We start from the raw sequence: 22,895 nt of genomic DNA on the forward strand, positions 1-22,895 counted from the left end.
TATAGCAAGAGAGGATGAAATCGAACTTACAAGCGACCAATATTAGTTAGTCCTAACACAATACCAATACCAATCACATGACCAAAAGCCATTGCCCCAATGAATCCTGGTACACTCACAGGTAATACAGGCATTGCTGGTCCGACTTTAGCAGATTTGAGTGCAAAAGTGAATAAAAGTACAACTGCGCTGCTGGCGCTGATAATGATACCGACTGTAGGACTCCACACTGGTGTAACAGGAACGGATGCTGCGGCTAATAAAACTGATAACATGAAAGTGTGTTCTCCTGATTGAAAAAATGAATATAATCCTACCGAATTATAAAATTACTAAGGACAAAGCAAAAGTTTTTAACTTGAATTAAGATACTTTTGTGATTATTTGTAACTTTTCAGATGAAAATTCGGGTTAAAATTTGCGGTATTACTCAACCAGAGCAGTCTCTAGCTATAACTTCCCTTGGTGCAACAGCGCTAGGATTTATCTGTGTTCCCAGTTCCCCTCGCTACGTTAGTATAGCTCAAATTCAGGCAGCTATCGCTCCAATTCCCCCAAATATTGATAAAATCGGCGTTTTTGCTAACACCACTATTTCCGAAATTACTCAAATAGTTAAAAAGTCTCGTTTAACTGGTGTCCAGCTACATGGAGACGAAACACCAGAATTTTGCCATCAATTACGTCAATCTTTATCCCAAGTAGAAATTATTAAAGCTATACGAGTCCACAGTTTAGAGCATCTACAAACCACCACGCATTATACAGATTATGTAGATACCCTACTACTTGATGCCTACCATCCCCAACACCTAGGAGGAACAGGACAAACCCTAGATTGGCTAATGTTAAATCAGGAATTTAGCCCCTCTCTCCCTTGGTTCTTAGCCGGAGGACTCACACCAGATAATATTTTGACTGCTTTAAGTCAAATTAAACCCCATGGTATTGATCTATCTAGTGGTGTCGAACACTCACCAGGTAACAAAGATTTAGATAAAGTAGCCCTATTATTTCAAAATCTAGGGAATAGGTAATTGGTCAGTTGTCAGTAGGGGCGAAGCATTTGGAAGATAAATTATCGGTCATTGCCAAAAATAGTTCTCCAAATGCTTCGCCCGTACAGTTGTCAGTTGAAAAAATCTGTTCCCTGTTCCCTGCTCCCCGTTCCCTGTTCCCTGTTCCCTCATTAAAAGAATGACGGTTGGTGACGAATCAAGCTGAAGAATTCTTCACGGGTTTTCTGTTCTTCCTGGAATACTCCTACCATTGAACTGGTAACTGTCCAAGAACCAGGTTTTTGCACTCCACGCATTACCATGCACATATGACTGGCTTCCATGACGACAGCAACACCTTTAGGTTCGAGAACGGTTTGCAGTGCTTCAGCAATTTGTCGAGTTAGTCTTTCTTGGACTTGTAACCGGCGAGAATACATTTCCACAATCCGTGCTAGTTTACTTAATCCCACCACTTTTTGATTGGGAATATAAGCCACGTGCGCTCTACCCATAAATGGCAACATATGATGTTCGCATAAGCTAAAGAAGTTAATATCTCTAACTAACACCATTTCATCATGTCCTTCATCAAAAATAGCACCATTGATGAGGTCTTCTAAAGATTGATTATAGCCACTGGTAAGAAACTTCATCGCCTTAGCTACGCGCTTGGGTGTTTTCAGAAGTCCTTCCCGTTCAGGATCTTCTCCTACTCCCACAATCATTGTTCGCACCGCTGCCATCATTTCATCCATGATTTCCTCAGATGGTGGATGTATTTGTGGTTCTTTGCCATTATGGGTATTGCGGTCTGGTCGGACATTGATAGCTTCTGCTAAATCAGGAATGAGAGGTGATTGGGAAGTGTTAGAACCGTTTGAACCAGCGATAGTCATGATTGAATTTTAGTAATTTGTCAGTTGTCAGTTGTCAGTAGGGGCGAAGCATTTGGAAGATAAATTATCGGTCATTGCCAAAAATAGTTCTCCAAATGCTTCGCCCGTACAGTTGTCAGTTGTCAGTAGGGGCGAAGCATTTGGAAGATAAATTATCGGTCATTGCCAAAAATAGTTCTCCAAATGCTTCGCCCGTACAGTTGTCAGTTGTCAGTAGGGGCGAAGCATTTGGAAGATAAATTATCGGTCATTGCCAAAAATAGTTCTCCAAATGCTTCGCCCGTACAGTTGTCAGTTGTCAGTAGGGGCGAAGCATTTGGAAGATAAATTATCGGTCATTGCCAAAAATAGTTCTCCAAATGCTTCGCCCGTACAGTTGTCAGTTGTCAGTAGGGGCGAAGCATTTGGAAGATAAATTATCGGTCATTGCCAAAAATAGTTCTCCAAATGCTTCGCCCGTACAGTTGTCAGTTGTCAGTAGGAGCGAAGCATTTGGAAGATAAATTATCGGTCATTGCCAAAAATAGTTCTCCAAATGCTTCGCCCGTACAGTTGTCAGTTGTCAGTAGGAGCGAAGCATTTGGAAGATAAATTATCGGTCATTGCCAAAAATAGTTCTCCAAATGCTTCGCCCGTACAGTTGTCAGTGGTAATTAAAGAGATAAATGATAAAATCACCAATTAGAGAACACCAGCATTGGACATAATCGTCAATTCTTGAATTACTGCTTCTTGTGGTAATAAGACAGTGTGCAGAATTGTTGTTGCCACAATTTCTGGAGTTAACATTTGGGAACGGTCAAAGTTAGCTTGGACTGTCGGTGTATCCCAAATTTCCGTATTCACAGAACCAGGACAAATGGCAATGACGCGAATGCCATTAGCACGTTCTTCTTGTGCGAGGGTTTGGGATAGGAAAAGAAGTCCTGCTTTGCTGACGCAGTAAGCGCCCCAACCCGGAAAAGCTTGTTTGCCAGCTATAGAGGCAATATTAATAATTGTGCCTTGGCCTTGTTGGCGCATTCCTGGCAAAATTCCCATCATGCACTGAAAGACACTGGTGAGATTTAAATTAATTACCTGTTGCCAGTCTTCTAAAGGTGTTTCACTCAGGTTGCCCGTATATCCAATCCCAGCGTTATTGATGAGAATATTTATGTTGCCAAATTCGTCAGCTATTCCTTGAATTTTGGATTTAACCTGGGTAACTTCAGCTAAGTCTACACAAAAGGCTTTGGCTTCTACTCCTAACTCCTGTGCAGCTTTAGCTACGGACTCTAGTTTATCCTGAGAACGGCTGACCAATGCTACATCTATCCCAGCCTTGGCAAATGCCAAAGCTGTTGCTTTGCCAATTCCGCTACTAGCACCAGTAATTAAGGCGCGTCTTTTTTGCTCAAAATTCATGATATTTTCCAACTTTTTGGCAATGCTGTCAGCCAACAGATGCTCATAAACCCAAGTAAGTCCTAATGCCTATAGCTCTTGAAGATTGTTAAAAATCTTTAAGCAGCCATAGGCAATTATAGCATTGCTGTGATTCTATGCCATTTTCTTGAGTATTTTTAGTGAGCAAGTTCTGTGAAAACGCCGATATTACGGAATTTATCATAACGGAGTTGGCGACGTTCAGCAGGTGTCAGACGGTTCAGTTCGTCTAAGTTTTCTAGCAAGGCTTGTTTCAAGTTTGTCGCTGCTGTTAAAGGGTCTGAGTGTGCGCCACCCAAGGGTTCAGGGAGAATTTGGTCAATAATGCCCAAGTTTTTGAGGTCGTGGGAGATAATTTTTAAGGCTACGGCGGCCAGGTGAGATTTACTGGCATCTTTCCACAAAATTGCAGCGCAGGCTTCCGGGGTAGCGACGGTATAAACTGAGTGTTCAAACATCAATAGGCGATCGCCTACACCAATACCTAACGCCCCACCAGAACCACCTTCACCAATAACTGTGCAAATGATGGGTACGTCAAAACTGAACATTTCCCGCAGGTTATAGGCGATCGCTTCTCCTTGTCCTTGGTGTTCGGCTTCTATGCCTGCCCAAGCCCCAGGAGTATCAATAAAGGTCAAAATTGGCATACTAAACTTATTGGCGTGTTCCATGAGGCGCAGAGCCTTACGATAGCCACCAGGAGCAGCCATGCCAAAGTTACGAGCCACGTTATCTTTAGTATCCCGGCCTTTTTGATGTCCTAACATCATCACAGGTTGTCCAGCTATGCGCCCGACACCACCCACTAAAGCCGGATCATCTCCGCCACAGCGATCGCCATGCAACTCCATCCATTCATCACTAATAGATTGAATATAATCTAAAGTGCTAGGGCGGCGGGGATGACGGGCTACCTGCAATCGTTGAGATGGTGTCAGACTGCTAAAAATCTCTTCCCGTAATTGCGTCGCCCTTGTCTCTAGTTGGCGAATTTGTCCAGAAACATCAACACCATTTTCTTCAGCCAGTTGGCGAATTTGGTCAATGCGAGTGGCCAGTTCTGCTAAAGGCTTTTCAAAATCTAACAGTAGCGGTTTGCGCTCAGTGGTTGCCATAGTTATGTTAGTTGTCAGTTGTTAGTTGTTGGTTGTCAGTTGTCAGTCGTCCGTTGTCAGTTGTTAGTTGTCTTTTCTTTGCCACTGACCACTGACCACTGACTAATGACTAAACTAGCAATGGTCTAAAACCGTGTTTAATGGACACACGACCAATTTGCTCCATTTTGTCTACGGTAATCTGATTACGCCCCCAAGAAAAGTTTGTATATAACTTCTCAAATTCCAATAGCATTGATTCTGCAAAACAAGCAAATAATTGCCGACCTGGCACATCCATATTGACAATTTTCATAATTTTCCAGTCAATATCTAGGGAATGCTCCACAATGCCACCATTTAACACATACACCCCTGGGTGCTGAATTTTTGTGCCTAAGTTTTTAGGATAGCCACCATCAATCAATAGACAGGGTTGTTTTAATGTTCTCGGGTCAATTTCTACGCCTTTGGGCATACTCGCCACCCAAACGACAATATCCGCTTGGGGTAATGCTTCCTGTAATCCCATGATTTTACCGCGTCCTAGTTCTGCTTGCAGTTCTTGGAGACGTTCTTGATTTCTAGCAATTAATAGTAATTCTTGGACATCTGTTTTTTTATCTAGCCAGCGGGTGACTGCGCTACCAATATCCCCCGTTGCACCGCACACAGCTACAGTTGCTTTGGACAATTCAATCCCTAGTTGTTTAGAGGCTTCTTCTACTTGCCGACAAATAATGTAAGCTGTATGAGTATTGCCTGTGGTGAAGCGTTCAAAATCTAGGTTAATATTGCGGACTTGTTTGAACTGCTCTAAATTAAAGTTCTCAAAAATAATTGAGGAAAATCCTCCCAAAGCTGTAATATCAATGCCATGCTTTTGAGCATGAGCCATAGCGTTGAGAATTTTCCGCGTGGCAGCTTTAATACGACGATTGGCCAGCATTTCTGGCAAAAAGCAAGATTCTACATACTTTCCTTCTATTTTCTGCCCGGTGATACTGGTGACAGTGATATGATCAACTATTTGCGGCGGGGCGCTACACCAAAAGTCTAGCCCTTGATCGGCATATTCTGGATATCCCAATTCTTGAGCTACTGATTGAGCGTGTTCTAAACTAGTCAGATGTCCAATTAAACCAAACATGGAGTGATATATTAGGCGTGTGCTGTCGTGCAAAACTGTGGAATTAGTGGGCAATACCAACTTTGGATTTGAGATTTTGGATTTTGGAGAAATCGCAAACTATAGTATCTAACTATTAAAAATACTACATAAGGGGTCAATGTTCACAGTTGACGGTTGACTACAGAACTATTACTCCCCTACCTCCCCTACTTCCCCTACCTCCCCTACTTCCCCTACCTCCCCTACTTCCCCTACCTCCCCTACTTCCCTGGGGTAACAAAGTCGTCACCCCTGTGGGCAGTTATTAAACGGTTGCCAGTCCGTAGGCAGAAAGACGCATGATGTCACGGGTGGTAAAGCCAATGTTACTTAGTGCTTCACCGTATTGAATCATAAAGTCTTCTACTAAAGCATCTTTTTCCATTGCTAAGACTTTGGCATCGTCTGCTACTTCGTTCAGCATTTTCCAGACAATGGGCAGATTTTGGCGGTTTGCTGCTTCTAATTCGGCTTGAGATTCTGTAAAGTTTTCTTGCAACCACACTTCACCAAAGTTAAGATGGCTGTATTCTTCTTTTACAACTCCTTCTGTGATTTTACGAGCGAAATCATCAGCTACGGGAATGTAGATATTATAGGCAGCGATCGCAAAACATTCGATAATTAATGATTGAATCAAAAGGCAAGTAACGACTTTACCTTCTTCGGCTGCGGTTTGAAAATTGTCGTGTAGTCCCAAGAAAAACTTTTTAGCGAATACTAAATCTGGAGTCACTTTTAAATTCCGTCCACAGGCTTCAAAACCTTTTTTGTGGCGACTTTCCATTTTCGAGAGACGAATTAATTCCTCTTCCTGTGCTGGCAGCAGTTTCGCTAATGTAATGTAATTTTCGTGGGCCTCTTGTTCCCCCTCAATGACAATGGCATTGATGCGGCTATAAGCATCTTTATATATTTCGCTTTGGAAATCAATTTTTTCAATTTGGTCTACAAGCTGCTGCATATTCGGTGTTACTCCGTTGTCCATGAATTATTTAATACAAAAACTTAAATTACCCGATCAATTTGGGGTAATTATCACTGTGATTTAATTTAACTTAACAAGAAACTATAGTTATTAAATTAGTTTTTACTGATGGTTGTACTACCAGAAAAACAAATGTATGGAGTCATAGCCAATGTCCAAGCTAAACTGGAATCTAAAAAAATGCCAATTTGTTGAGCCTGTTAGTAGCGCTAACAAGTGCATTTATAGGGTTACTGCCGCTAATTGTGGTTTTTCTGACCTCTTTGGGGGGGTGAGAAACAGCAGGGGGTGGCCACAATAATTGGACTTTAGCCAATTACCGGGGGGTAGGGACAAGGGAAGTTTTTACTGGCCTTTGCTAATTCTACCTTAGTAGCGATCGCAGTTACGGCTTTTCCAATTTTCACTTCGGCTTGATCTTAATTGGTGAGTGGAATGATTGATTTAAACCTTTAGTATTTACAACCAGGTTGGAATTAAGCAAAGTATAGTTGGCTTTATTGGAGTTATAAGAGCAGTTTACCAATAGTTGTTCGTTAGTGATAGCAGCAGTGACAATTGCTACGATAGCCGTTTAAAATCATAGTATATAATCCAGATCAGGAGGTAATCATACAATGGCTAACATAGAACATTATCGTCAGTGTATTCAAACCATCCTCAAAGAACATGGTAAATTTAAGCCCAAATATGACGAAATAGATAATGAACTAATTTTTGATACTACTCATGATCATTATCAACTTATGCGTGTTGGTTGGGATGATTTAAGAAGGGTTTATCATAGTGTCATTCATTTCGATATTAAAGATAACAAAATCTGGATTCAACAAAATATGACAGAATCAGATTTAGCTCAAGAACTTGTAAATATGGGAATACAAAAAGAAGATATTGTTTTTGGTTTACAACCACCCTACAAACGCCCTTATACTGGTTATGGTGTAGCTTGATTTTTGAATGCTTCAGTTGTCAGAATCAGGATTTCTTTCCTTTGAATGAAACAAAAAAACCTACAATGTAAGTTAAACCACTCCAGCTAAACATACAAAAATACTAAACTCAGATTCCGTCATCATTAGAAAATATGCAAAAGTTTGGTTTAGTGTTAATTATCATCTCATTTTTACCGTGGCTGATCATTGCTGTGATAGTGCCATTTTTGCCAATTTCTCTCGCCCAAAAAGCTATATTAGTTCCAGCGTTATTAGTTTTGGCTGAAGTTCTATTTTGGCCAGGTACTCTGTTGGTGGGGAAAGAAGTAGTGCAAAAGTATCGCCGTTATTTAAATTTCCGTTATCTAAATATACTCGTCAAAAGATGGAAGCGGAAAAATAGAAAAAGATGATAATTAGGTAGAATCAGTATTTATAAATCTCTATGTAGGTTAGGAAAATGGCAGCACAAAAATTGAGCGAAGCAGAACTAACATTAGCCCTCAATAGTTTACCAGGATGGCAAATTAAAGAAGGTAAATTATACAAAGAATATAAATTTAGCTCCTTTGCAACTGCGTTAGGTTGGATGGTTAGTGTGGGTGTTCATGCGGAAAAAATGGGACATCACCCCGAATGGTTTAATGTTTACAACACAGTTAAGGTAAATCTTGTTACTCATGACATCGGTAATGCTATCAGTGATTTGGATGTAGAACTGGCGAAGAAAATGGAGGAAATTTATCATCCGTAATTCTAAAAGCCCGCCTGGGAATGAATTCCCAGTCTCATAGCAAAAGTCATCTAAAGATGACTAAAAATACTTAGTTTACTTGAGTAAACTTTGGCTATTAGCCCTGATAGCGTAGCGTGGCGTAAGCCATAATTCATTTCAGGGCGGGTGTGTAAATCCCTACAAATGATTAACTCGTTTCCTGAATCTGTAATCTAATTGTGTGTTCTGTTGTACCGCTTAATTGCAGTTCCATGATTTCGCCACCGAGGGGTTCTATGCAGGTGAGGAGCGATCGCAAATTAGGCGTACTTGCACCAGTATCTACATATAACCTGTCCGATAAACTACTAATTTTTTTCCAGGTCATATACAATTTGCCAATGGTTTGTTCAATTTGCGATGCTTGATTTACCAAGTCAGCAGCAATGCTTAAACAACCGACTCGTTGAGCTTCTTCTAATGCAGTTTCAATATCTACGTCTTCCGCTATTAACGCTTGCACTTGAGCCGCAGATTTGAGATATTTGGCTAATTGTCGGGCTTCTGAGGTAGCTTGTTTGACAGTATCAACATCAGGATTGGCGGCTATATCCCTTTGTAATGCCTTTTGGTGCAATTCGGGCAGTTTTTCCATTTCCTTGACCAGAGGGGCAATGTAGCGCGGTGGCAGACTGTTATCTGCGGCTTTTTCCCTAACTTCTTCTGGTAATAAATCGGAGGACATGGCTGTCCATTCGTCACTGAGTTGACGGACTTCTCTGCGGGTAATGCGATCGCCTTTCTCCGCAGCTTCACTGACCATCTGTTGTACTTCTGGAGACGCTTTGGCGGTTTCTACAAATGCCCGTTTACTAAAGTTATTAACCGTATCTGGGTTCAGTTTGCCATCTGATATCAAGGTATCAGCACTATTGGCTAATTGAATCCAACTATAGGCTTGAGTCTTACTGATTTCGCGTTCTTTGAGCCATTTAAGAAAACCCGCACCGCGTCCATCTCCGCCCTTTTTCTCTCGGTCACGGATAGCGCGTAAAATGCGACCACGCCAAATTTCTGTTTGTAAATCAAAGCGATCGCATACCTGCCATGCTACATCAAGTTGTTGTAAAAAGTCGGACTCAGGAATTTGTTCATCTTCTGGATCAGGTAATGCAAAGTCTAAATCTGCTGGCTGTTGGAGTGCAGCAGCAATGTCATTCATAGAGTCGGTATCTTGCACGATGGATAGCTGGTTGGGGTATGCGATTTAGCTTATATTCACGCAATTTACTATTTTGACAATTGGTGAATCAAGCAAGTAAGTATTTTACTTTAAAAATTAAATTTTAGGGGACTGGGAAAATGAGAAAATGAAGGGACGAAAGTGCAGAACAGACAAAAATAACAGGACTTACGGAAAATATCTCTGAAACCCTCATTTCTCCGTGTCCTCTGTGACTCTGTGGTATGGCTAACGCCACGCTTCGCTATCGTTATTCCGTGATTTGTGCGTAAGCACTAAATAAGAAACAATTCTCTGTCACCTGTCACCTATTCCCTTATGAAACAAACTGCGAAAATCCTTGATGGTAAAGCATTAGCCGATAAAATTCAGCAAGAACTTAGTGAGACTATTGCCAAATTACAAAGTAAAATTGGGCGATCGCCTGGATTAGCGGTATTAATGGTGGGAGATAACCCCGCATCAGCCGCTTATGTTCGCAACAAAGAAAAATCCTGTGCCAAAGTCGGAATTACCTCTTTTGGTAAACACTTTCCTCCCGAAACCAGCCAAACCGAACTAGAGGAAGTAATTGCCCAACTCAACGCAGATGATCAAGTAGATGGGATTTTAGTCCAGCTACCCCTTCCCAATCATTTAGATGCTGTCAGTCTACTACATCAAATTGCCCCGGATAAAGACGCTGACGGACTCCACCCTGTGAACTTAGGAAGACTGGTACGAGGTGAAACCGGTTTACGGAGTTGTACTCCTGCCGGTGTGATGCGATTGTTAGCAGAATATAGAATTCCTTTACAGGGCAAAAAAGCCGTAGTCGTAGGACGGAGTATTTTAGTAGGGAAACCGATGGCTTTGATGTTATTAGCAGCTAATGCCACAGTCACAATTGCCCATTCCAAAACCCAGGATTTACAAGATATTACCAAAGATGCGGATATTCTCATTGCTGCCACCGGGATTCCGGGAATGATTAATGCCCAGATGGTAAAACCGGGCGCAGTTGTGGTAGATGTGGGAATAAATCGGGTTACAGATAGCAATGGTAAAAGTCGGTTAGTTGGTGATGTTCAGTTTGAAGCGATCGCTAATGTGGCAGAATATATTACTCCTGTTCCTGGTGGTATCGGTCCAATGACAGTAGCCATGTTATTGCAAAATACTGTTTCTAGCTATTTACAAACCACAGGCAACTGAGAAATAATTTTTGTGAATATTCATGATTACTCACCAAAACCGTGAGTGTTTCCGCCCCAAAGCCCCGTAAAATTGGTAAACAGATCACAAACAGCCCAATATTTTGAACAGTCAAGAGGAATACAAAGCATGGTAGCAACGGATAAAAGATTGGAAACCCCAAAAAAATCAGAGTCGGCTAGTTTTAACCTCGCTACCTATCTCAAACAACGACAACAGCTTTGCGAACAGGCTTTGGATAATTCCATTACCGTCGTTTATCCAGAAAAGATTTATGAAGCCATGCGCTATTCTCTCTTAGCTGGAGGGAAACGAGTTCGTCCTATTCTCTGTCTTGCGACTGCTGACATGATTGGTGGCACAATAGAAATGGCTATGGCTACAGCCTGTGCAGTAGAAATGATCCACACCATGTCATTGATTCATGATGATTTACCCGCCATGGATAATGATGATTATCGTCGCGGTAAACTCACAAATCATAAAGTTTATGGTGAAGATGTGGCTATTTTGGCAGGAGATGGTTTATTGGCTTTAGCTTTTGAACACGTAGCCGCCCAAACTCCTACAAATGTACCTAGGGATAGAGTTTTACAAGTCATCATTCGCCTGGGTAAAGCCTTGGGTGCGGCTGGCTTAGTCGGTGGTCAAGTGGTAGATTTGGAATCGGAAGGTAAGTCAGATATTTCCTTAGAAACCCTGAATTTTATTCATAATCATAAAACCGCAGCTTTGTTAGAAGCTTGTGTAGTTTGTGGGGGAATTATTGCTGGTGCATCTGCCGAAGATGTGCAAAAATTAACTCGTTATTCTCAAAATATCGGTCTGGCTTTCCAAATCATTGATGATATTCTGGATATCACTGCTACCCAAGAGCAGTTAGGTAAAACCGCTGGTAAGGATCTCACAGCCCAGAAAGTCACCTATCCTAGTCTGTGGGGAATTGAAGAATCTCGCGCTAAAGCTCAACATTTAGTTGCTGAAGCTTGTGCTGAATTAGCATCCTATGGTGAAAAAGCCATTCCTTTGCAAGCGCTCGCTCACTTTATCATCAGCCGCAATAACTAAGCCCAATTGTGGATTTTAACTAAATTTTGGCTTCTACTGCCGTTTTTCCTCCATACAATCACTGCTTACACTTACTAACTTCACCAAAATACCATGCAGGACATAGGCGAAATTGTTAACAACCGGGTGCTGCTGGTTGCGCTTGTAGCTTGTTTTGTAGCTCAAGGATTAAAGCTTATCGTTGAGTTAGTCAAACATCGTAAATTAAACGTGCGTGTTTTAGTAACTACTGGAGGTATGCCCAGCGCCCATTCAGCCCTAGTAACAGCCCTAGCAGACGGTGTTGGCCAAACTTTAGGTTGGGCATCTCCAGAATTTGCTCTAGCTACAGTTTTTGCTATCATCGTTATGTATGATGCCGCTGGAGTGCGTCAAGCTGCTGGTAAGCAAGCAAAAATCCTCAATCAAATGATTGATGAATTATTCCATGAAAAACCGGACTTTTTTCAAGACCGTCTCAAGGAATTATTAGGACATACACCAGTTCAAGTTATCGCTGGTTCAGTTTTAGGTGTAGCTATTTCTTGGTTAGCACGGGCTGTTTATTAGTTATTGGTCATTGGTGAACAAACAACGAACAACTGACAACTGACAACTGACAACTGACAACTCTTAACGGACGGTTGAGCGCAGTAACACTACTTTGCGACCATCTGCTAATATGGCTACAAATCCGCTTTCGCTGAGTTTTTGTAATGTGTTATATGCTTCCTTTTGATTGGTAGTATAAACTGCCAACAGGTAAGGGCGTTGTCCATAGGAGACAAAACCCACATTACCTTCTACGGATTTTTGCAGGCTACTAACCATTTCTGGACGGTTAAAATAATCAACCAGAATTGCATAACCTTCCCCTAATATTTTGGGGTTATAGGTGATTTTTGAAGTTGGTAATTTTGGTGTTGTTTGAGGTGCTTGTTGAGGTGCTTGTTGTGTAGCGCGAGTGGTAATAATGGCAGATAAACCAACTATATTCTGAATATACCTTGCCCAGCGATTGGCATCATCAATATTTTTAAACCCACCAATTCGCGTTACTGTTTGATTATTATATTTGCAAGTAACTGTTTTTAATTCAGTCGGTAATGCACTACGCAACTGCTTTTGATTTTCAGTTGTGGGACTTACTACTAATAATAAATATTCTCCCGCATTTGGTGGTTGACAATTAGTAAGATTTTGTTGAGCAATAACAGGATTGATATTGCTAATTAAGGGAGTAACTGCTAGTAATAAGGCACTTGGTAAGATTGTTAATATTTGCATAAATTGGTAATTGGTAATTGGTAATTGGTAATTGGTAATTGGTAATTGGTAATTGGTAATTGGGGAAGAGGTGAAATTCTTATATATTCCCCGTTCCCCGTTCCCCGTTCTCTGTTCCCTATTAAGAAACCCTAATAAGGGATGCTAATGGATTTGGTATAGTGTCGCTAGGGGCGGAGAATTCTCCAGTAATCACATACTCTAACCGCAGTTTTAGCCAAGTTATAAATTGCGAATTGGTGGAAATAATGGCTGCCGCAGGTTGGGGACATTTCTTTTTAATACCTGCCATTTTTGGTGTTTCTAAAAAAGCGGGTTGCTTAACTAACCAAAAATCAATTTCTTTTTCTTGTTCATGATAGTTACGAGTCCGTTCTTTGAGAACTTCGTCTATCGGTTCTTGTTCCATAAGAAAGTGTTGACTGGCCAAAACGTAATAGTATGTTTGCATTTTCTTTGCTTGCTGACTAATCTATAGTTTTAGGTTACTGTGGTAATATGCCCGACTTCTAGTATTAATTCATCATTTATTAACATCATGAAAACAGAAGTCGGGGATCTGCTATAATTTTAGGGCGCAGTGTTGAATCTGTACCCTGAGCGATTAACTTTTCTTCAATCCCTGAAACCAAGAACCAAAAGGACAACCACCGCTCTTATTTTCACTATTTTCTAGTTTGCCACCTGCTGTCAGGCTTTCTAAAAATAGGGCATTATCAAAATAGTGTTCTAAGGAAACAATTTTTAAATCTTCGGTGACATGAGCAACACTCATACCGATAATTTCAACTGTTTTCCCTGTGGGTGCATAATCTTTATACTTACCCTGAAAATGTCCCCAGTGTCGCCATTTAAATGTAACATTGGGAGGACTAGAATAAACTGCCAATACTTCCCAGGGAAATCCTTGAGGAAAGGTACTATGAAAGATATCATGGGATGATTCAAAACTTTCCTCTGAAGCTTTGTAATGTTCAGAATCAGCCATAAATAAATTATAAGTACCTGATTTACCTAATTCGGCAGCGGTGTATTCTTGACCACCATTGCTTGTTACCCGGAATTTGTCATTGACGATAGATAACCACTGTGCGGGGTTAGTTTTCCATGACACTTCCATTTCAAAGGTTCTCACCAGATTTTCAACTATAGCTTCTAGTGTACCTTCGAGATGATGGTGGATACTCTCTTTTGCTAGGTTTTGCTGAGAACGGCTATAGTCAGGGGGTTTTTGATTGCGCCATTGAGCATCAGTGCTGGCTGCAATTACCTTGTTTCTATCTTGTACCCATAGGGGCAGGTTGTTAGACTGTTGAGAAGTCATAGTAGGTTGAAGTTTCCAAATGTGACTCTAATTTTCTGGAATTACGCAGCTACAACCCCTCTGGAAGAAATTCAAAATTGAGAATTAAAAATTAAAAAAGAAGAAACCCTTTTTAATTTTTAATTTATTAATTTTTAATTGGAACGAAGTGACATTGCTTCTTTCATTTCCCGGACTGCTCTTTCTATACCTACTAAAGCTGCCCGACTGATGATAGTATGACCAATATTGAGTTCCTCCATGCCTGGAAGGGCGGCAATGGGGTAAACATTCCAGTATGTGAGTCCATGACCGGCATTCACCCGCAACCCAGCTTTAATGGCTTGTTCACAGCCTTGGGCTAATAAAGTTAGTTCTTTTTGCCGAGTTGTTTCGTCTTTGGCTTCCGCATATTGCCCTGTATGTAGTTCAATAAATTTGGCTTTTACCTTGACAGATGCCTCAATTTGTGGTGGTTCGGCATCAATAAACAAACTAACGGGAATGCCGGCGTTTTGTAGTTTATCAACTATCTCTCCTATTCTAGCAATTTGTCCGACAATATTTAAACCACCTTCTGTTGTTACTTCTTCCCGCTTTTCTGGTACTAGGGTAACATAATCGGGTTTGATATCTAGGGCGATCGCTAACATTTCCGGGGTTGCTGCCATTTCTAAGTTTAAATGGGTTCTCACTGTTTGTCGCAATAGCCGTACGTCTCGATCTTGAATATGTCTTCTATCTTCGCGCAAATGGGCGGTAATGCCATCAGCACCTGCTAATTCTGCTAATACTGCTGCTGCTATAGGGTCTGGTTCTACTGTCCGCCGTGCTTGACGAATGGTAGCGATATGGTCAATATTAACACCGAGTGTAGGCACGCCTGGTTTCTCCTGTTTAACGGTTCTCAGATGTTAATTTTACAGGAAATACCAATTCTAGGGGTGAATGGTCATATTATAAAGAAAGATAATTCTTAAAAACTTGGATAATCTTTGAGGCGATATGCTTTTAGAACTGCAACAAATTATTGTCAATCCTGGTCAACAAATGTTACTCAAGGATATTAGTTGGCAGAAGTTGGAAAATATTTTAGAAGAAATGGGAGAAAGGCGTGCAGCGCGTATTTCTTATAGTGATGGTTGGTTAGAAATTATGGTTCCTTTACCTGAACATGAAAAAGATAAAGAGATATTTGGTGAATTAGTCAGAATTTTATTAGATAAATTAGAAATTGATTTTGAGCCTTTTGGTTCGACAACACTTAAAAATGAAAGAATGAGACAAGCTGTAGAACCAGATACCAGTTTTTATATTCAAAATCAAGCTGCTGTAATTGGCAAAAATCGCATTGATTTAAATATAGATCCACCACCAGATTTGGCTATTGAAATTGATATTACTTCTCGGACTCGATTTGATAATTATGAGATTTTGGGAGTTCCTGAACTTTGGCGATATCAACAACAAGTTTTGGAGATTTTCTTGTTACGGGAAGGGAAATATATAAAATCTCAATCTAGTCCTAATTTTCCTAATATTCCTATTATTGAATTAGTTAATGAGTATGTACGGCAGTGTTTAACTATTGGGAGAAGTCAGGCTATGCGGAATTTTAGGAATTGGGTTAAGGATAATTTGTATACTCAAAACGGCTTGATTGTTTGATTCTAAACGTAGGGGTTTAGCAGTGCTAAACCCCTACACATCTGGGTTCTTTGTCATTTGGCAAAAGTTTAAATCTCACCCGTGTTTAGTATAATCGCTATTTAGTAAAGTTGTAAAATTAAGGAATTGGCACAAACTCGTATTTATCAGTTCCAGGTTTTTGTTGAACTTTGATCAGGAAACTAGGATCATATCCAGGGGAAACGCATCTAATTTTTTTTGACAAAATGTAACTTCTATGAATAGATAAAAAGGGCAGTATTACCATGTTAATATCAAGCCAATAAATGAGTATGAAGAAAATTTGATGGTAAATTCGTTTCTATAAGAATCAATAAAATGAGTTGAAGTGGTATTCTCAATAAAACTAAAGAGACAAAATTCACAAAATGAAGCTACCACCAAAAATCACAATAGTAGATCACTTTAAAGATTTAGAAGATAAAAGAGTTGAGAGAACAAAAAGGCATAAATTAATAGATATAGTAACCATTGCGATTTGTGCAGTGATCTGTGGAGTAGATAGTTGGGTATTGATGGAGGCTTATGGAAAAAAGAAAGAAAAATGGCTAAAACAATTTTTAGAACTTCCAAACGGGATTCCATCTCATGATACATTCGCCAGAGTATTTGCGAGAATAGATCCGCAACAATTTCAGAATTGTTTTTTGAGTTGGATAAAATCTATCAATAAAATTACAGAAGGAGAAGTCATAGCAATAGATGGGAAAACATTAAGGCATTCATATGATAAAGGAAAGGATAAAGGTGCGATTCACATGGTAAGTGCATGGGCAACTAGTAATAAATTAGTATTAGGACAATGTAAAGTAGAAGAAAAGTCAAATGAAATAACAGCCATACCGGAATTAATTAAAGTATTAGATATAGCCGGATGTTTAGTAACGATTGATGCGATGGGGTGTCAAAAAGAGATAGTAAAATCAATTGCAGAAAAATCAGGCGAATATATTATCGCACTCAAAAAGAATCAAGGTAATTTATATAAGAATGTAGAAGAAATCTTCAAAGAAGCTATATCTAAAGGGTTTGAGGGATTCAAATATAGTGAATTTCATACAAAAGAAGACAAACATGGAAGAGAAGAGATTCGTCATTATCTCATGTTATCAGACATAGAAGAAAGAATAGATACTGATAAGAAATGGGTAAATCTTCAAAGTGTAGGAATGGTAGAATATATACGAAAAGTTAATGGAAAAACGAAGGTTGAGACAGGCTATTATATAAGTAGTTTGACAAATAATGCGAAATTACTAGGAGAATCAGTCCGCACTCATTGGGGTATAGAGAATTCATTACACTGGGTTTTAGATGTAGCTTTTAGAGAAGATGATTGTCGGATAAGAAAGGATAATGCACCACAAAACTTTGCAGTTATTCGTCATATAGCAGTTAATCTTTTAGGAAAAGAAAAAAGCCAAAAACTAGGAACTAAAAGTAAGCAGTTTTGTGCAGGATGGGATGATGAATATTTAGAGAAGATTTTAGAATGTATCTGATAAAAATCAGAAAATATAGACAAATATAAATATAACCAATTTATTTTTCTGTTGATTCTACAATAGAATCTATATTTTTGATGCCAAAAAATATAGATATTAATATATAGAACTGAACAAAATAAATCCATCATTAAAAATAAATAATTACTCTAAATTTATGAAATTTTTATAATTTTAATAAAGGAATTTATCAGATTTTGAATGAAGTTAGATATTTTCCCATATTGATGCACTAATATAGTATTCTGTCAAGATAATTTAGATGCGTTTCCCCTGTATGTTGAGGCGTTGCCAAGTTAAAACCGATGAAAAAACAGGGAGATTTTTAAAGAATGGGCAATCTAGAAAAAAAGGATTAAACCGTTCTATTTCTGATGCAAGTTGGAGTGATTTAATTTTAAAAATTGAGTATCTCGCTGTAAAGCAAGGAAAAGTTGTAATTAAGATTAATCCTAAATACTCCAGTCAAGAATGTAGGAATTGTGGGCATACTGATAAGTCAAACCGTGATGGTGAGAAATTCATTTGTACGGAATGCGGATATCACGAACACGCCGATATTGGTGCTGCAAAGACTATCAGAGATAGAGGTTTCAAAATAGTACGTGGGGACTCCGCGAAACTTGCTGTTTAACAGCTAAACGCCCAGAAGATGAGCCAGTGCGGTCTTGGGGTCTCCCCAAGTAGAGCAACTGGCGGTATCAGCACGCACTTTTGTGCAAACGTACTGAGTCTGGGAACCTGTGTGAACAGGATATTAGGATTGTAAAATCTTAAGAATCCCCGCGTCTTTAGACCGGGGAGTGTCAATATAGAAGTTTAGGCTTGATGAAAAAGGCGATAATCACTCATGACTACCGAAAAGAATCTAGCCATTGTGGACAGGGAAGTCCATGACTCATCCACTTATTATGTGTTTGACGATGGTGAAACCCATGACCCACCAACAGACTTAATATTTGATGATGGTGAACCCTTGGAATCATATAGACATCGGACTGGAATGAATGTCCTTATCCGATCATTGCAGCAGCTTTGGTGCGATCGCAATGATTATTTTACTGGGGGCAATATGTTTATTTATTACAGCAGCACCCAGGTTCGTAATCGTGATTTTCGCGGTCCCGATTTCTTTGCTGTTCTCAATATTGATGGTACTAACACTCGACAAGGTTGGGTGGTTTGGGACGAGAATGGTCGCTATCCTGATGTAATTGTGGAATTAATGTCACCTTCTACGGCAGCAATAGATAAAGGCATTAAAAAAGACCTTTATGAACAGACTTTTCGTACCTCGGATTATTTTGTCTATGATCCATTTAATCCTCGTTCTTTACAAGGATGGCATTTAGATGATAATCAAAAGTACCAGCCGTTAATTCCTAATGAACATGGTTGGCTATGGAGTAGACGTTTAGGTTTATGGTTGGGAACTTGGGAAGGAACGGTAGAAAGGGAAACTACAATTTGGGCGCGGTTTTATGATGTTGCTGGTAATCTAGTTTTATTACCAGAGGAAGCAGCTAAATCGCAAGCAAAAGCGGCTAAGGCACGAGAGGAGGAGGCTAAGGCAAAAGCAGATAGGTTGGCTGCCAGATTACGAGAATTGGGTGAAGATCCAGATATCTTGTAATCGTCAGGTTTCCCAAATCCCCGACTTCTGCTGTCATCATCTCTAGAAATTGCGATTTGTCGTTAGAAGTCGGGGATCTTAATTTTTGCCTGCTCACTCCTGCTGTATAATCAACTGGAAGCACTGGTATAAAAACGGAGAGCAAACCGCCAAAACTGAGTAGAAATAAAGAATAAGACAATTGCTAAAAATCCCGCACCTAGCCACCAGGTAAACTGAATTTGACCTAACAGAGACTGGGCTGGAACTGTAGTTAAAAAAGTTACTGGAACTATAAAGGTAAAGAAGAAGCGATAAGCCGCCGGATAGGCTGTAATTGGATATCTTCCAGCATCTAGAAACCCTCTTAATACTTCTGTGACGTTGTATATTTTAACAAACCAAATACTTGTTGCGCTGAGGATAAACCACAGGCTGTAAAGAATGACTAAACCGCAAGCCAAGGGAAAAATAGTCAGTAAGTATTTGTCAATTCCTAAGTTAAGTTTTCTACCAGCGTAGCCAATGATGAGCAAACCTAAGATTAAATCTGGTATTCCCCAGAGGGAAAGGGTATGAATAGATAACCAAAACTGACTACGAATAGGTTTTAATAATACAAAGTCTAAGGTCCCTTCTTGGACATGACGCACAATCCGATTTAAGTTGGGAGCAAGGAAGGTAGACGAAAAGCCTTGTAATAGGGTGAAAATTCCTAAGACTACTAAAGCTGCGTCCCATGACCACCCCGTAAAAGTGTAGCCTGTGCGGTAAAATAGGAACAAACCAAAGATACTACCTACTAAATTACCTAAGCTACTGAAAGCAGAAATGATAAAATTAATACGATATTCCATTTCTGCCGCAATGGCAGCATTCCAAAATAATCTCAACACTTTTAAATATCTTGCCATTTCTCGCCTTTACCCCAATATCTCTTGAATATAAAATAATTTTATCTAAACTTAATCTTATTTGGTATTTTTATAATTTATGAACGTTAAAATGTTGAATGCAACTTCTTAAGCAAATCGGATTTTATGCACTTTAATTTACCGGAATTAATTAAATCGCTGGGTTATTTTGGAGTATGGGGAATTATCTTTGCTGAATCTGGTTTATTGATTGGGTTTTTTCTCCCTGGTGATAGTTTACTATTTACGGCTGGATTTGTTGCTTCTCAAAACTTGCTAAATATTTGGGTACTGATTTTTGGTGCGTTTTTTTGTGCTGTATTAGGTGATAATGTCGGGTATTTTACAGGGCATAAATTTGGCAGAAAATTATTTGAGAAGGATGATTCTTGGTTATTTCGTAAAAAACATATTGTGAAAACTCAAGATTTTTATGAAAAGCATGGGAAAAAAACAATTGTCTTAGCTAGATTTATGCCAATTGTGAGGACTTTTGCGCCGATTGTAGCAGGTATTGGGGCTATGCACTATCGGTCTTTTATGTCTTATAACTTAATTGGTGGTTTTGTTTGGACATTTGGGATTACTTTGTTAGGATTTTTCCTGGGAAAAACTTTGCCAGCGGAACAGTTAGATAAGTATCTTTTACCAATAATTGGCTTAATTGTTGTTGTTTCTTTATTCCCATCTGTTATTCATATAATTAAAGAAAATAGAGCTAATAAATGATCAAATGCTTTGTTTTGATGACAGTTTACCCATCCCTATTCCCAAATATGACCAAAAGCTGGTAGCGTCAAACAAAGGAAAATATTTTTTGTGGATGTGACAACTTGAAAACACGTTCTAATTATTGGCAACTGTTACCATATATCCGCACCCAGTGGCAACCTATTGCTAAGGGTTTTGTAGGGATTTTGGGATATGTACTGGCAACTTTAACCCTGATTAATGTCGCGGGTAAGTTGGCTGTTCCCTTCGGGAATGGTAATGTATTAGCGATCGCTCAATTAGCCGGAATCAGTGCTGCTATATTTCTTGTGCGCGGCTTTTTTCAGTCTGTACAAGATTTATACATGGCTAAGGCAGCGTTAAGAATCGCTTTTTATCTCCGGCAACAGGTTTATACTCATTTACAAAAACTCAATCTCAGCTATTTTGAAACTGCTAAAGCTGGAGATTTATCTTATCGTCTCACGGAAGATGTTGACAGGGTGGGAGAAGTTATTAATAAACTTTTTCATGATTTTACTCCCTGTGCTTTACAATTAATTGCTATTCCCATTTACATGATTTATTTGAATTGGCAACTTACCTTAGCAACGGTAATTGTTGCCCCAATTATGGGAATTTTAATTGGTTGGTTTGGGGAACGTTTACGGAAATATTCTCTCAAAAGTCAAAGTCGTATTTCTGATTTATCAGCTATTTTAACGGAAGTTTTTAGCGGGATTCGCTTAATTCAAGCTTTTGCTGCGGAAAAATACGAAATTGATAGATTTAGTCATGAAGCAGAACGCAGTTTTAAAGCTAAATATTCAGTCGAAAGATTAAAAGCGATTCAAATTCCCATTGTGGGATTTTTAGAAGCTGTGAGTGCGTTATCTTTGTTAATGGTAGGAACTTGGCAAATATCTCAACGTAATTTAACTGTCGGTGAATTTTTTAGTTATTTAACAGCAGCAGCTTTGTTAATTGATCCTATTGGTCATACTACTAATAATTATAATGAATTTAAACAAGGTGAGGCATCGGTTGATCGAGTTTTTGAGTTATTAGCAATTCAACCAACGGTATTAGAAAAACCAGATGCTATTACCCTTCCTGCTGTTAATGGTAAGGTTGAATATTGCCATATTACTTTTGCCTATAAATCAGGAGAACCTGTATTAAATAATATTAGTTTATTAGTCATGCCAGGTCAAGCTATTGCTCTGGTTGGTGCTTCTGGGGCTGGTAAAACTACTTTTGTGAATCTATTACCTCGATTTTATGATCCTGAATTTGGGGAAATTTTCATAGATGGTGTCAATATTCGAGATGTGACTTTAAATAGTTTAAGAAAACAGATTGGCATTGTTCCTCAAGAAACAATTATGTTTTCGGGAACTATTGCCCAAAATATCGCTTTTGGACAAAATGATTTTGATATGAACGCAGTAGAAGAATCTGCAAAAATTGCCAATGCTGATCAATTTATTCAGCAATTACCAGAAGGTTATCATACTTGGGTGGGAGAGCGAGGTGTGAATTTATCAGGGGGACAAAGACAGCGAATTGCGATCGCTCGTGCAGTCCTGCTCAACCCGCAAATCTTGATCCTTGATGAAGCTACATCGGCATTAGATTCGGAATCAGAAGCTTTGGTACAAGAGGCTTTGGAGAGATTAATGGAAAACCGCACGGTGTTAATTATTGCCCATAGATTGTCAACGGTGCGGAAGTGCGATCGCATTTTGGTTTTGGAAAAAGGGCAAATTGTCGAATCGGGAAATCATGAGGAATTATTAGCTTTAGAAGGGAGATATGCCCGGTATTATGCTCAACAATAAGATCCCCGACTTCTTAGAGAAGTCGGGGATCTGAAATTCTCGCAAGGGATACGAGACGCTACTGCAAACGCTATAAACCAATAATATGCTCATAGTTTAATCCCCAGCGTTCTTTCTCAGATAGATCAGTTTTCATCGCTTTATCATAAGTTTAAATTATCCTAAACTAAGAATACTTTTGATATTTATAACTTATAGCAATTTGCCTTTATATTTCCTTAATAATTAATTGAGAATCTTTTCTATTTATCAACGAGGTTGCAATACTTTCCGCGATTTGCTATAATTTCGGAGAATTTCATAATTGGGTTTTTATTG

The 22,895-nt window shown here is 39.3% G+C and carries 31 protein-coding genes; 19 read left to right on the forward strand and 12 right to left on the reverse strand.

Annotation, left to right across the window (positions count from 1 at the left end):
- Positions 1 to 26 precede the first annotated feature (26 nt).
- On the reverse strand, positions 27 to 275 hold the full coding sequence (gene psaK / locus HGD76_RS06275) for a photosystem I reaction center subunit PsaK (RefSeq protein WP_168695274.1): 249 nt from the start codon (positions 273 to 275) through the stop codon (positions 27 to 29).
- 129 nt (positions 276 to 404) lie between these two features.
- Here psaK and HGD76_RS06280 point away from each other — a divergent pair, with 129 nt between their 5' ends.
- Both HGD76_RS06280 and HGD76_RS06285 read left to right on the forward strand, forming a co-directional pair.
- Complete coding sequence (locus HGD76_RS06280; protein WP_168697384.1) at positions 405 to 1,037, forward strand: phosphoribosylanthranilate isomerase; 633 nt, start codon at positions 405 to 407, stop codon at positions 1,035 to 1,037.
- 8 nt (positions 1,038 to 1,045) lie between these two features.
- Positions 1,046 to 1,201: a hypothetical protein gene (locus HGD76_RS06285; protein WP_168695275.1), complete on the forward strand. Its 156-nt coding sequence runs from the start codon at positions 1,046 to 1,048 to the stop codon at positions 1,199 to 1,201.
- Here the strand turns inward: HGD76_RS06285 and folE are convergent.
- The gene (folE, locus tag HGD76_RS06290) at positions 1,190 to 1,897 is read right to left on the reverse strand and encodes a GTP cyclohydrolase I FolE (protein WP_015079151.1); all 708 of its coding nucleotides are present in this window, start codon (positions 1,895 to 1,897) and stop codon (positions 1,190 to 1,192) included. The two genes, HGD76_RS06285 and folE, sit on opposite strands and share 12 nt — an antisense overlap.
- Positions 1,898 to 1,992: 95 nt before the next feature.
- Here folE and HGD76_RS06295 point away from each other — a divergent pair, with 95 nt between their 5' ends.
- The 4 genes from HGD76_RS06295 to HGD76_RS06310 are packed head-to-tail and all read left to right on the forward strand — an operon-like array spanning position 1,993 to position 2,582.
- Complete coding sequence (locus HGD76_RS06295; RefSeq protein WP_168694533.1) at positions 1,993 to 2,136, forward strand: hypothetical protein; 144 nt, start codon at positions 1,993 to 1,995, stop codon at positions 2,134 to 2,136.
- A 32-nt stretch (positions 2,137 to 2,168) separates the two neighbouring features.
- A complete protein-coding gene (locus tag HGD76_RS06300; protein ID WP_168694533.1) occupies positions 2,169 to 2,312 on the forward strand; it encodes a hypothetical protein in 144 nt (47 codons plus the stop codon).
- A gap of 32 nt (positions 2,313 to 2,344) precedes the next feature.
- Positions 2,345 to 2,488 (forward strand): hypothetical protein, encoded by a 144-nt coding sequence (locus HGD76_RS25180; protein ID WP_168695276.1) that lies wholly within the window; start codon positions 2,345 to 2,347, stop codon positions 2,486 to 2,488.
- On the forward strand, positions 2,433 to 2,582 hold the full coding sequence (locus tag HGD76_RS06310; RefSeq protein ID WP_233467078.1) for a hypothetical protein: 150 nt from the start codon (positions 2,433 to 2,435) through the stop codon (positions 2,580 to 2,582). The genes HGD76_RS25180 and HGD76_RS06310 overlap by 56 nt, the downstream gene beginning before the upstream one ends.
- Here the strand turns inward: HGD76_RS06310 and HGD76_RS06315 are convergent.
- From HGD76_RS06315 to HGD76_RS06325, 3 genes are all read right to left on the reverse strand, one after another.
- Positions 2,579 to 3,304, reverse strand: coding sequence for an SDR family oxidoreductase (locus tag HGD76_RS06315; protein WP_015079152.1), 726 nt, complete (start codon positions 3,302 to 3,304; stop codon positions 2,579 to 2,581). The genes HGD76_RS06310 and HGD76_RS06315 overlap by 4 nt on opposite strands.
- 158 nt (positions 3,305 to 3,462) lie before the next feature.
- Positions 3,463 to 4,443 carry an acetyl-CoA carboxylase carboxyltransferase subunit alpha gene (locus HGD76_RS06320; protein WP_015079153.1) on the reverse strand — a complete coding sequence of 327 codons (981 nt, stop codon included), beginning with the start codon at positions 4,441 to 4,443 and terminating at the stop codon, positions 3,463 to 3,465.
- A 109-nt stretch (positions 4,444 to 4,552) separates the two neighbouring features.
- On the reverse strand, positions 4,553 to 5,572 hold the full coding sequence (locus HGD76_RS06325; RefSeq protein WP_168695277.1) for a long-chain acyl-[acyl-carrier-protein] reductase: 1,020 nt from the start codon (positions 5,570 to 5,572) through the stop codon (positions 4,553 to 4,555).
- Between the two features lie 149 nt (positions 5,573 to 5,721).
- Between HGD76_RS06325 and HGD76_RS06330 the strand changes: the two genes are divergently transcribed.
- Positions 5,722 to 5,862: a hypothetical protein gene (locus HGD76_RS06330; protein WP_168694534.1), complete on the forward strand. Its 141-nt coding sequence runs from the start codon at positions 5,722 to 5,724 to the stop codon at positions 5,860 to 5,862.
- On the opposite strand, the gene HGD76_RS06335 is transcribed toward HGD76_RS06330, so the two are convergent.
- Positions 5,859 to 6,557, reverse strand: a complete 699-nt coding sequence (locus HGD76_RS06335; RefSeq protein WP_148766927.1) for an aldehyde oxygenase (deformylating) — start codon at positions 6,555 to 6,557, stop codon at positions 5,859 to 5,861. The genes HGD76_RS06330 and HGD76_RS06335 overlap by 4 nt on opposite strands.
- A 641-nt stretch (positions 6,558 to 7,198) precedes the next feature.
- Here HGD76_RS06335 and HGD76_RS06340 point away from each other — a divergent pair.
- From HGD76_RS06340 to HGD76_RS06350, 3 genes are all read left to right on the forward strand, one after another.
- Positions 7,199 to 7,534 carry a XisI protein gene (locus HGD76_RS06340; RefSeq protein ID WP_053537543.1) on the forward strand — a complete coding sequence of 112 codons (336 nt, stop codon included), beginning with the start codon at positions 7,199 to 7,201 and terminating at the stop codon, positions 7,532 to 7,534.
- A 134-nt stretch (positions 7,535 to 7,668) separates the two neighbouring features.
- Positions 7,669 to 7,929, forward strand: coding sequence for a transporter suffix domain-containing protein (locus HGD76_RS06345; RefSeq protein WP_168695278.1), 261 nt, complete (start codon positions 7,669 to 7,671; stop codon positions 7,927 to 7,929).
- 47 nt (positions 7,930 to 7,976) lie between these two features.
- Entirely contained in the window at positions 7,977 to 8,270 is a 294-nt protein-coding gene (locus tag HGD76_RS06350) for a 4a-hydroxytetrahydrobiopterin dehydratase (RefSeq protein WP_168695279.1), read from the forward strand.
- Positions 8,271 to 8,439: 169 nt separating this feature from the next.
- On the opposite strand, the gene HGD76_RS06355 is transcribed toward HGD76_RS06350, so the two are convergent.
- Positions 8,440 to 9,471, reverse strand: a complete 1,032-nt coding sequence (locus HGD76_RS06355; protein ID WP_168695280.1) for a hypothetical protein — start codon at positions 9,469 to 9,471, stop codon at positions 8,440 to 8,442.
- A 321-nt stretch (positions 9,472 to 9,792) separates the two neighbouring features.
- On the opposite strand from HGD76_RS06355, the gene folD reads away from it, so the two are divergent.
- From folD to HGD76_RS06370, 3 genes are all read left to right on the forward strand, one after another.
- Positions 9,793 to 10,668, forward strand: coding sequence for a bifunctional methylenetetrahydrofolate dehydrogenase/methenyltetrahydrofolate cyclohydrolase FolD (gene folD / locus HGD76_RS06360; RefSeq protein ID WP_168695281.1), 876 nt, complete (start codon positions 9,793 to 9,795; stop codon positions 10,666 to 10,668).
- Positions 10,669 to 10,797: 129 nt separating this feature from the next.
- Positions 10,798 to 11,736, forward strand: a complete 939-nt coding sequence (crtE, locus tag HGD76_RS06365) for a geranylgeranyl diphosphate synthase CrtE (RefSeq protein ID WP_168695282.1) — start codon at positions 10,798 to 10,800, stop codon at positions 11,734 to 11,736.
- Positions 11,737 to 11,829: 93 nt separating this feature from the next.
- Complete coding sequence (locus HGD76_RS06370; RefSeq protein ID WP_015079166.1) at positions 11,830 to 12,285, forward strand: divergent PAP2 family protein; 456 nt, start codon at positions 11,830 to 11,832, stop codon at positions 12,283 to 12,285.
- A 63-nt stretch (positions 12,286 to 12,348) separates the two neighbouring features.
- On the opposite strand, the gene HGD76_RS06375 is transcribed toward HGD76_RS06370, so the two are convergent.
- From HGD76_RS06375 to HGD76_RS06395, 4 genes are all read right to left on the reverse strand, one after another.
- Positions 12,349 to 13,002: a hypothetical protein gene (locus tag HGD76_RS06375; protein WP_168695283.1), complete on the reverse strand. Its 654-nt coding sequence runs from the start codon at positions 13,000 to 13,002 to the stop codon at positions 12,349 to 12,351.
- A 121-nt stretch (positions 13,003 to 13,123) separates the two neighbouring features.
- Positions 13,124 to 13,453 (reverse strand): MgPME-cyclase complex family protein, encoded by a 330-nt coding sequence (locus HGD76_RS06385; protein ID WP_168695284.1) that lies wholly within the window; start codon positions 13,451 to 13,453, stop codon positions 13,124 to 13,126.
- A 153-nt stretch (positions 13,454 to 13,606) separates the two neighbouring features.
- The gene (locus HGD76_RS06390; protein WP_168695285.1) at positions 13,607 to 14,326 is read right to left on the reverse strand and encodes an ester cyclase; all 720 of its coding nucleotides are present in this window, start codon (positions 14,324 to 14,326) and stop codon (positions 13,607 to 13,609) included.
- A 134-nt stretch (positions 14,327 to 14,460) separates the two neighbouring features.
- A complete protein-coding gene (locus HGD76_RS06395; RefSeq protein WP_168695286.1) occupies positions 14,461 to 15,186 on the reverse strand; it encodes a pyridoxine 5'-phosphate synthase in 726 nt (241 codons plus the stop codon).
- Positions 15,187 to 15,310: 124 nt separating this feature from the next.
- Between HGD76_RS06395 and HGD76_RS06400 the strand changes: the two genes are divergently transcribed.
- The 4 genes from HGD76_RS06400 to HGD76_RS06415 all read left to right on the forward strand — a co-directional run bounded on the left by HGD76_RS06400 (position 15,311) and on the right by HGD76_RS06415 (position 19,132).
- The gene (locus HGD76_RS06400; protein WP_168695287.1) at positions 15,311 to 15,973 is read left to right on the forward strand and encodes a Uma2 family endonuclease; all 663 of its coding nucleotides are present in this window, start codon (positions 15,311 to 15,313) and stop codon (positions 15,971 to 15,973) included.
- A gap of 389 nt (positions 15,974 to 16,362) precedes the next feature.
- Positions 16,363 to 17,496: an ISAs1-like element ISAsp2 family transposase gene (locus HGD76_RS06405; protein ID WP_168694588.1), complete on the forward strand. Its 1,134-nt coding sequence runs from the start codon at positions 16,363 to 16,365 to the stop codon at positions 17,494 to 17,496.
- Between the two features lie 265 nt (positions 17,497 to 17,761).
- A complete protein-coding gene (locus HGD76_RS06410) occupies positions 17,762 to 18,133 on the forward strand; it encodes a zinc ribbon domain-containing protein (protein WP_210967734.1) in 372 nt (123 codons plus the stop codon).
- A 216-nt stretch (positions 18,134 to 18,349) separates the two neighbouring features.
- The gene (locus HGD76_RS06415; protein ID WP_233467079.1) at positions 18,350 to 19,132 is read left to right on the forward strand and encodes a Uma2 family endonuclease; all 783 of its coding nucleotides are present in this window, start codon (positions 18,350 to 18,352) and stop codon (positions 19,130 to 19,132) included.
- Positions 19,133 to 19,242: 110 nt separating this feature from the next.
- On the opposite strand, the gene HGD76_RS06420 is transcribed toward HGD76_RS06415, so the two are convergent.
- A complete protein-coding gene (locus HGD76_RS06420) occupies positions 19,243 to 20,025 on the reverse strand; it encodes an ABC transporter permease (protein WP_168695288.1) in 783 nt (260 codons plus the stop codon).
- 126 nt (positions 20,026 to 20,151) lie between these two features.
- Here HGD76_RS06420 and HGD76_RS06425 point away from each other — a divergent pair, with 126 nt between their 5' ends.
- Together HGD76_RS06425 and HGD76_RS06430 are read left to right on the forward strand one after the other, a co-directional pair.
- Positions 20,152 to 20,754 (forward strand): DedA family protein, encoded by a 603-nt coding sequence (locus tag HGD76_RS06425; protein ID WP_168695289.1) that lies wholly within the window; start codon positions 20,152 to 20,154, stop codon positions 20,752 to 20,754.
- 104 nt (positions 20,755 to 20,858) lie between these two features.
- Complete coding sequence (locus tag HGD76_RS06430; RefSeq protein WP_168695290.1) at positions 20,859 to 22,577, forward strand: ABC transporter ATP-binding protein; 1,719 nt, start codon at positions 20,859 to 20,861, stop codon at positions 22,575 to 22,577.
- Positions 22,578 to 22,895: the final 318 nt, after the last annotated feature.

The sequence above is a fragment of the Dolichospermum flos-aquae CCAP 1403/13F genome, assembly GCF_012516395.1.
Taxonomy (GTDB): domain Bacteria; phylum Cyanobacteriota; class Cyanobacteriia; order Cyanobacteriales; family Nostocaceae; genus Dolichospermum; species Dolichospermum lemmermannii.

Bases quoted from the DNA above. Each gene is read 5' to 3' on its own strand.
- psaK (WP_168695274.1), bottom strand. From the start codon at position 275: ATGTTATCAGTTTTATTAGCCGCAGCATCCGTTCCTGTTACACCAGTG.
- folE (WP_015079151.1), bottom strand. From the start codon at position 1,897: ATGACTATCGCTGGTTCAAACGGTTCTAACACTTCCCAATCACCTCTC.
- HGD76_RS06295 (WP_168694533.1), top strand. From the start codon at position 1,993: ATGCTTCGCCCGTACAGTTGTCAGTTGTCAGTAGGGGCGAAGCATTTG.
- HGD76_RS06300 (WP_168694533.1), top strand. From the start codon at position 2,169: ATGCTTCGCCCGTACAGTTGTCAGTTGTCAGTAGGGGCGAAGCATTTG.
- HGD76_RS25180 (WP_168695276.1), top strand. From the start codon at position 2,345: ATGCTTCGCCCGTACAGTTGTCAGTTGTCAGTAGGAGCGAAGCATTTG.
- HGD76_RS06310 (WP_233467078.1), top strand. From the start codon at position 2,433: ATGCTTCGCCCGTACAGTTGTCAGTTGTCAGTAGGAGCGAAGCATTTG.
- HGD76_RS06315 (WP_015079152.1), bottom strand. From the start codon at position 3,304: ATGAATTTTGAGCAAAAAAGACGCGCCTTAATTACTGGTGCTAGTAGC.
- HGD76_RS06320 (WP_015079153.1), bottom strand. From the start codon at position 4,443: ATGGCAACCACTGAGCGCAAACCGCTACTGTTAGATTTTGAAAAGCCT.
- HGD76_RS06325 (WP_168695277.1), bottom strand. From the start codon at position 5,572: ATGTTTGGTTTAATTGGACATCTGACTAGTTTAGAACACGCTCAATCA.
- HGD76_RS06335 (WP_148766927.1), bottom strand. From the start codon at position 6,557: ATGCAGCAGCTTGTAGACCAAATTGAAAAAATTGATTTCCAAAGCGAA.
- HGD76_RS06340 (WP_053537543.1), top strand. From the start codon at position 7,199: ATGGCTAACATAGAACATTATCGTCAGTGTATTCAAACCATCCTCAAA.
- HGD76_RS06345 (WP_168695278.1), top strand. From the start codon at position 7,669: ATGCAAAAGTTTGGTTTAGTGTTAATTATCATCTCATTTTTACCGTGG.
- HGD76_RS06350 (WP_168695279.1), top strand. From the start codon at position 7,977: ATGGCAGCACAAAAATTGAGCGAAGCAGAACTAACATTAGCCCTCAAT.
- folD (WP_168695281.1), top strand. From the start codon at position 9,793: ATGAAACAAACTGCGAAAATCCTTGATGGTAAAGCATTAGCCGATAAA.
- crtE (WP_168695282.1), top strand. From the start codon at position 10,798: ATGGTAGCAACGGATAAAAGATTGGAAACCCCAAAAAAATCAGAGTCG.
- HGD76_RS06370 (WP_015079166.1), top strand. From the start codon at position 11,830: ATGCAGGACATAGGCGAAATTGTTAACAACCGGGTGCTGCTGGTTGCG.
- HGD76_RS06375 (WP_168695283.1), bottom strand. From the start codon at position 13,002: ATGCAAATATTAACAATCTTACCAAGTGCCTTATTACTAGCAGTTACT.
- HGD76_RS06385 (WP_168695284.1), bottom strand. From the start codon at position 13,453: ATGCAAACATACTATTACGTTTTGGCCAGTCAACACTTTCTTATGGAA.
- HGD76_RS06390 (WP_168695285.1), bottom strand. From the start codon at position 14,326: ATGACTTCTCAACAGTCTAACAACCTGCCCCTATGGGTACAAGATAGA.
- HGD76_RS06400 (WP_168695287.1), top strand. From the start codon at position 15,311: ATGCTTTTAGAACTGCAACAAATTATTGTCAATCCTGGTCAACAAATG.
- HGD76_RS06405 (WP_168694588.1), top strand. From the start codon at position 16,363: ATGAAGCTACCACCAAAAATCACAATAGTAGATCACTTTAAAGATTTA.
- HGD76_RS06410 (WP_210967734.1), top strand. From the start codon at position 17,762: ATGCGTTTCCCCTGTATGTTGAGGCGTTGCCAAGTTAAAACCGATGAA.
- HGD76_RS06415 (WP_233467079.1), top strand. From the start codon at position 18,350: ATGACTACCGAAAAGAATCTAGCCATTGTGGACAGGGAAGTCCATGAC.
- HGD76_RS06420 (WP_168695288.1), bottom strand. From the start codon at position 20,025: ATGGCAAGATATTTAAAAGTGTTGAGATTATTTTGGAATGCTGCCATT.
- HGD76_RS06425 (WP_168695289.1), top strand. From the start codon at position 20,152: ATGCACTTTAATTTACCGGAATTAATTAAATCGCTGGGTTATTTTGGA.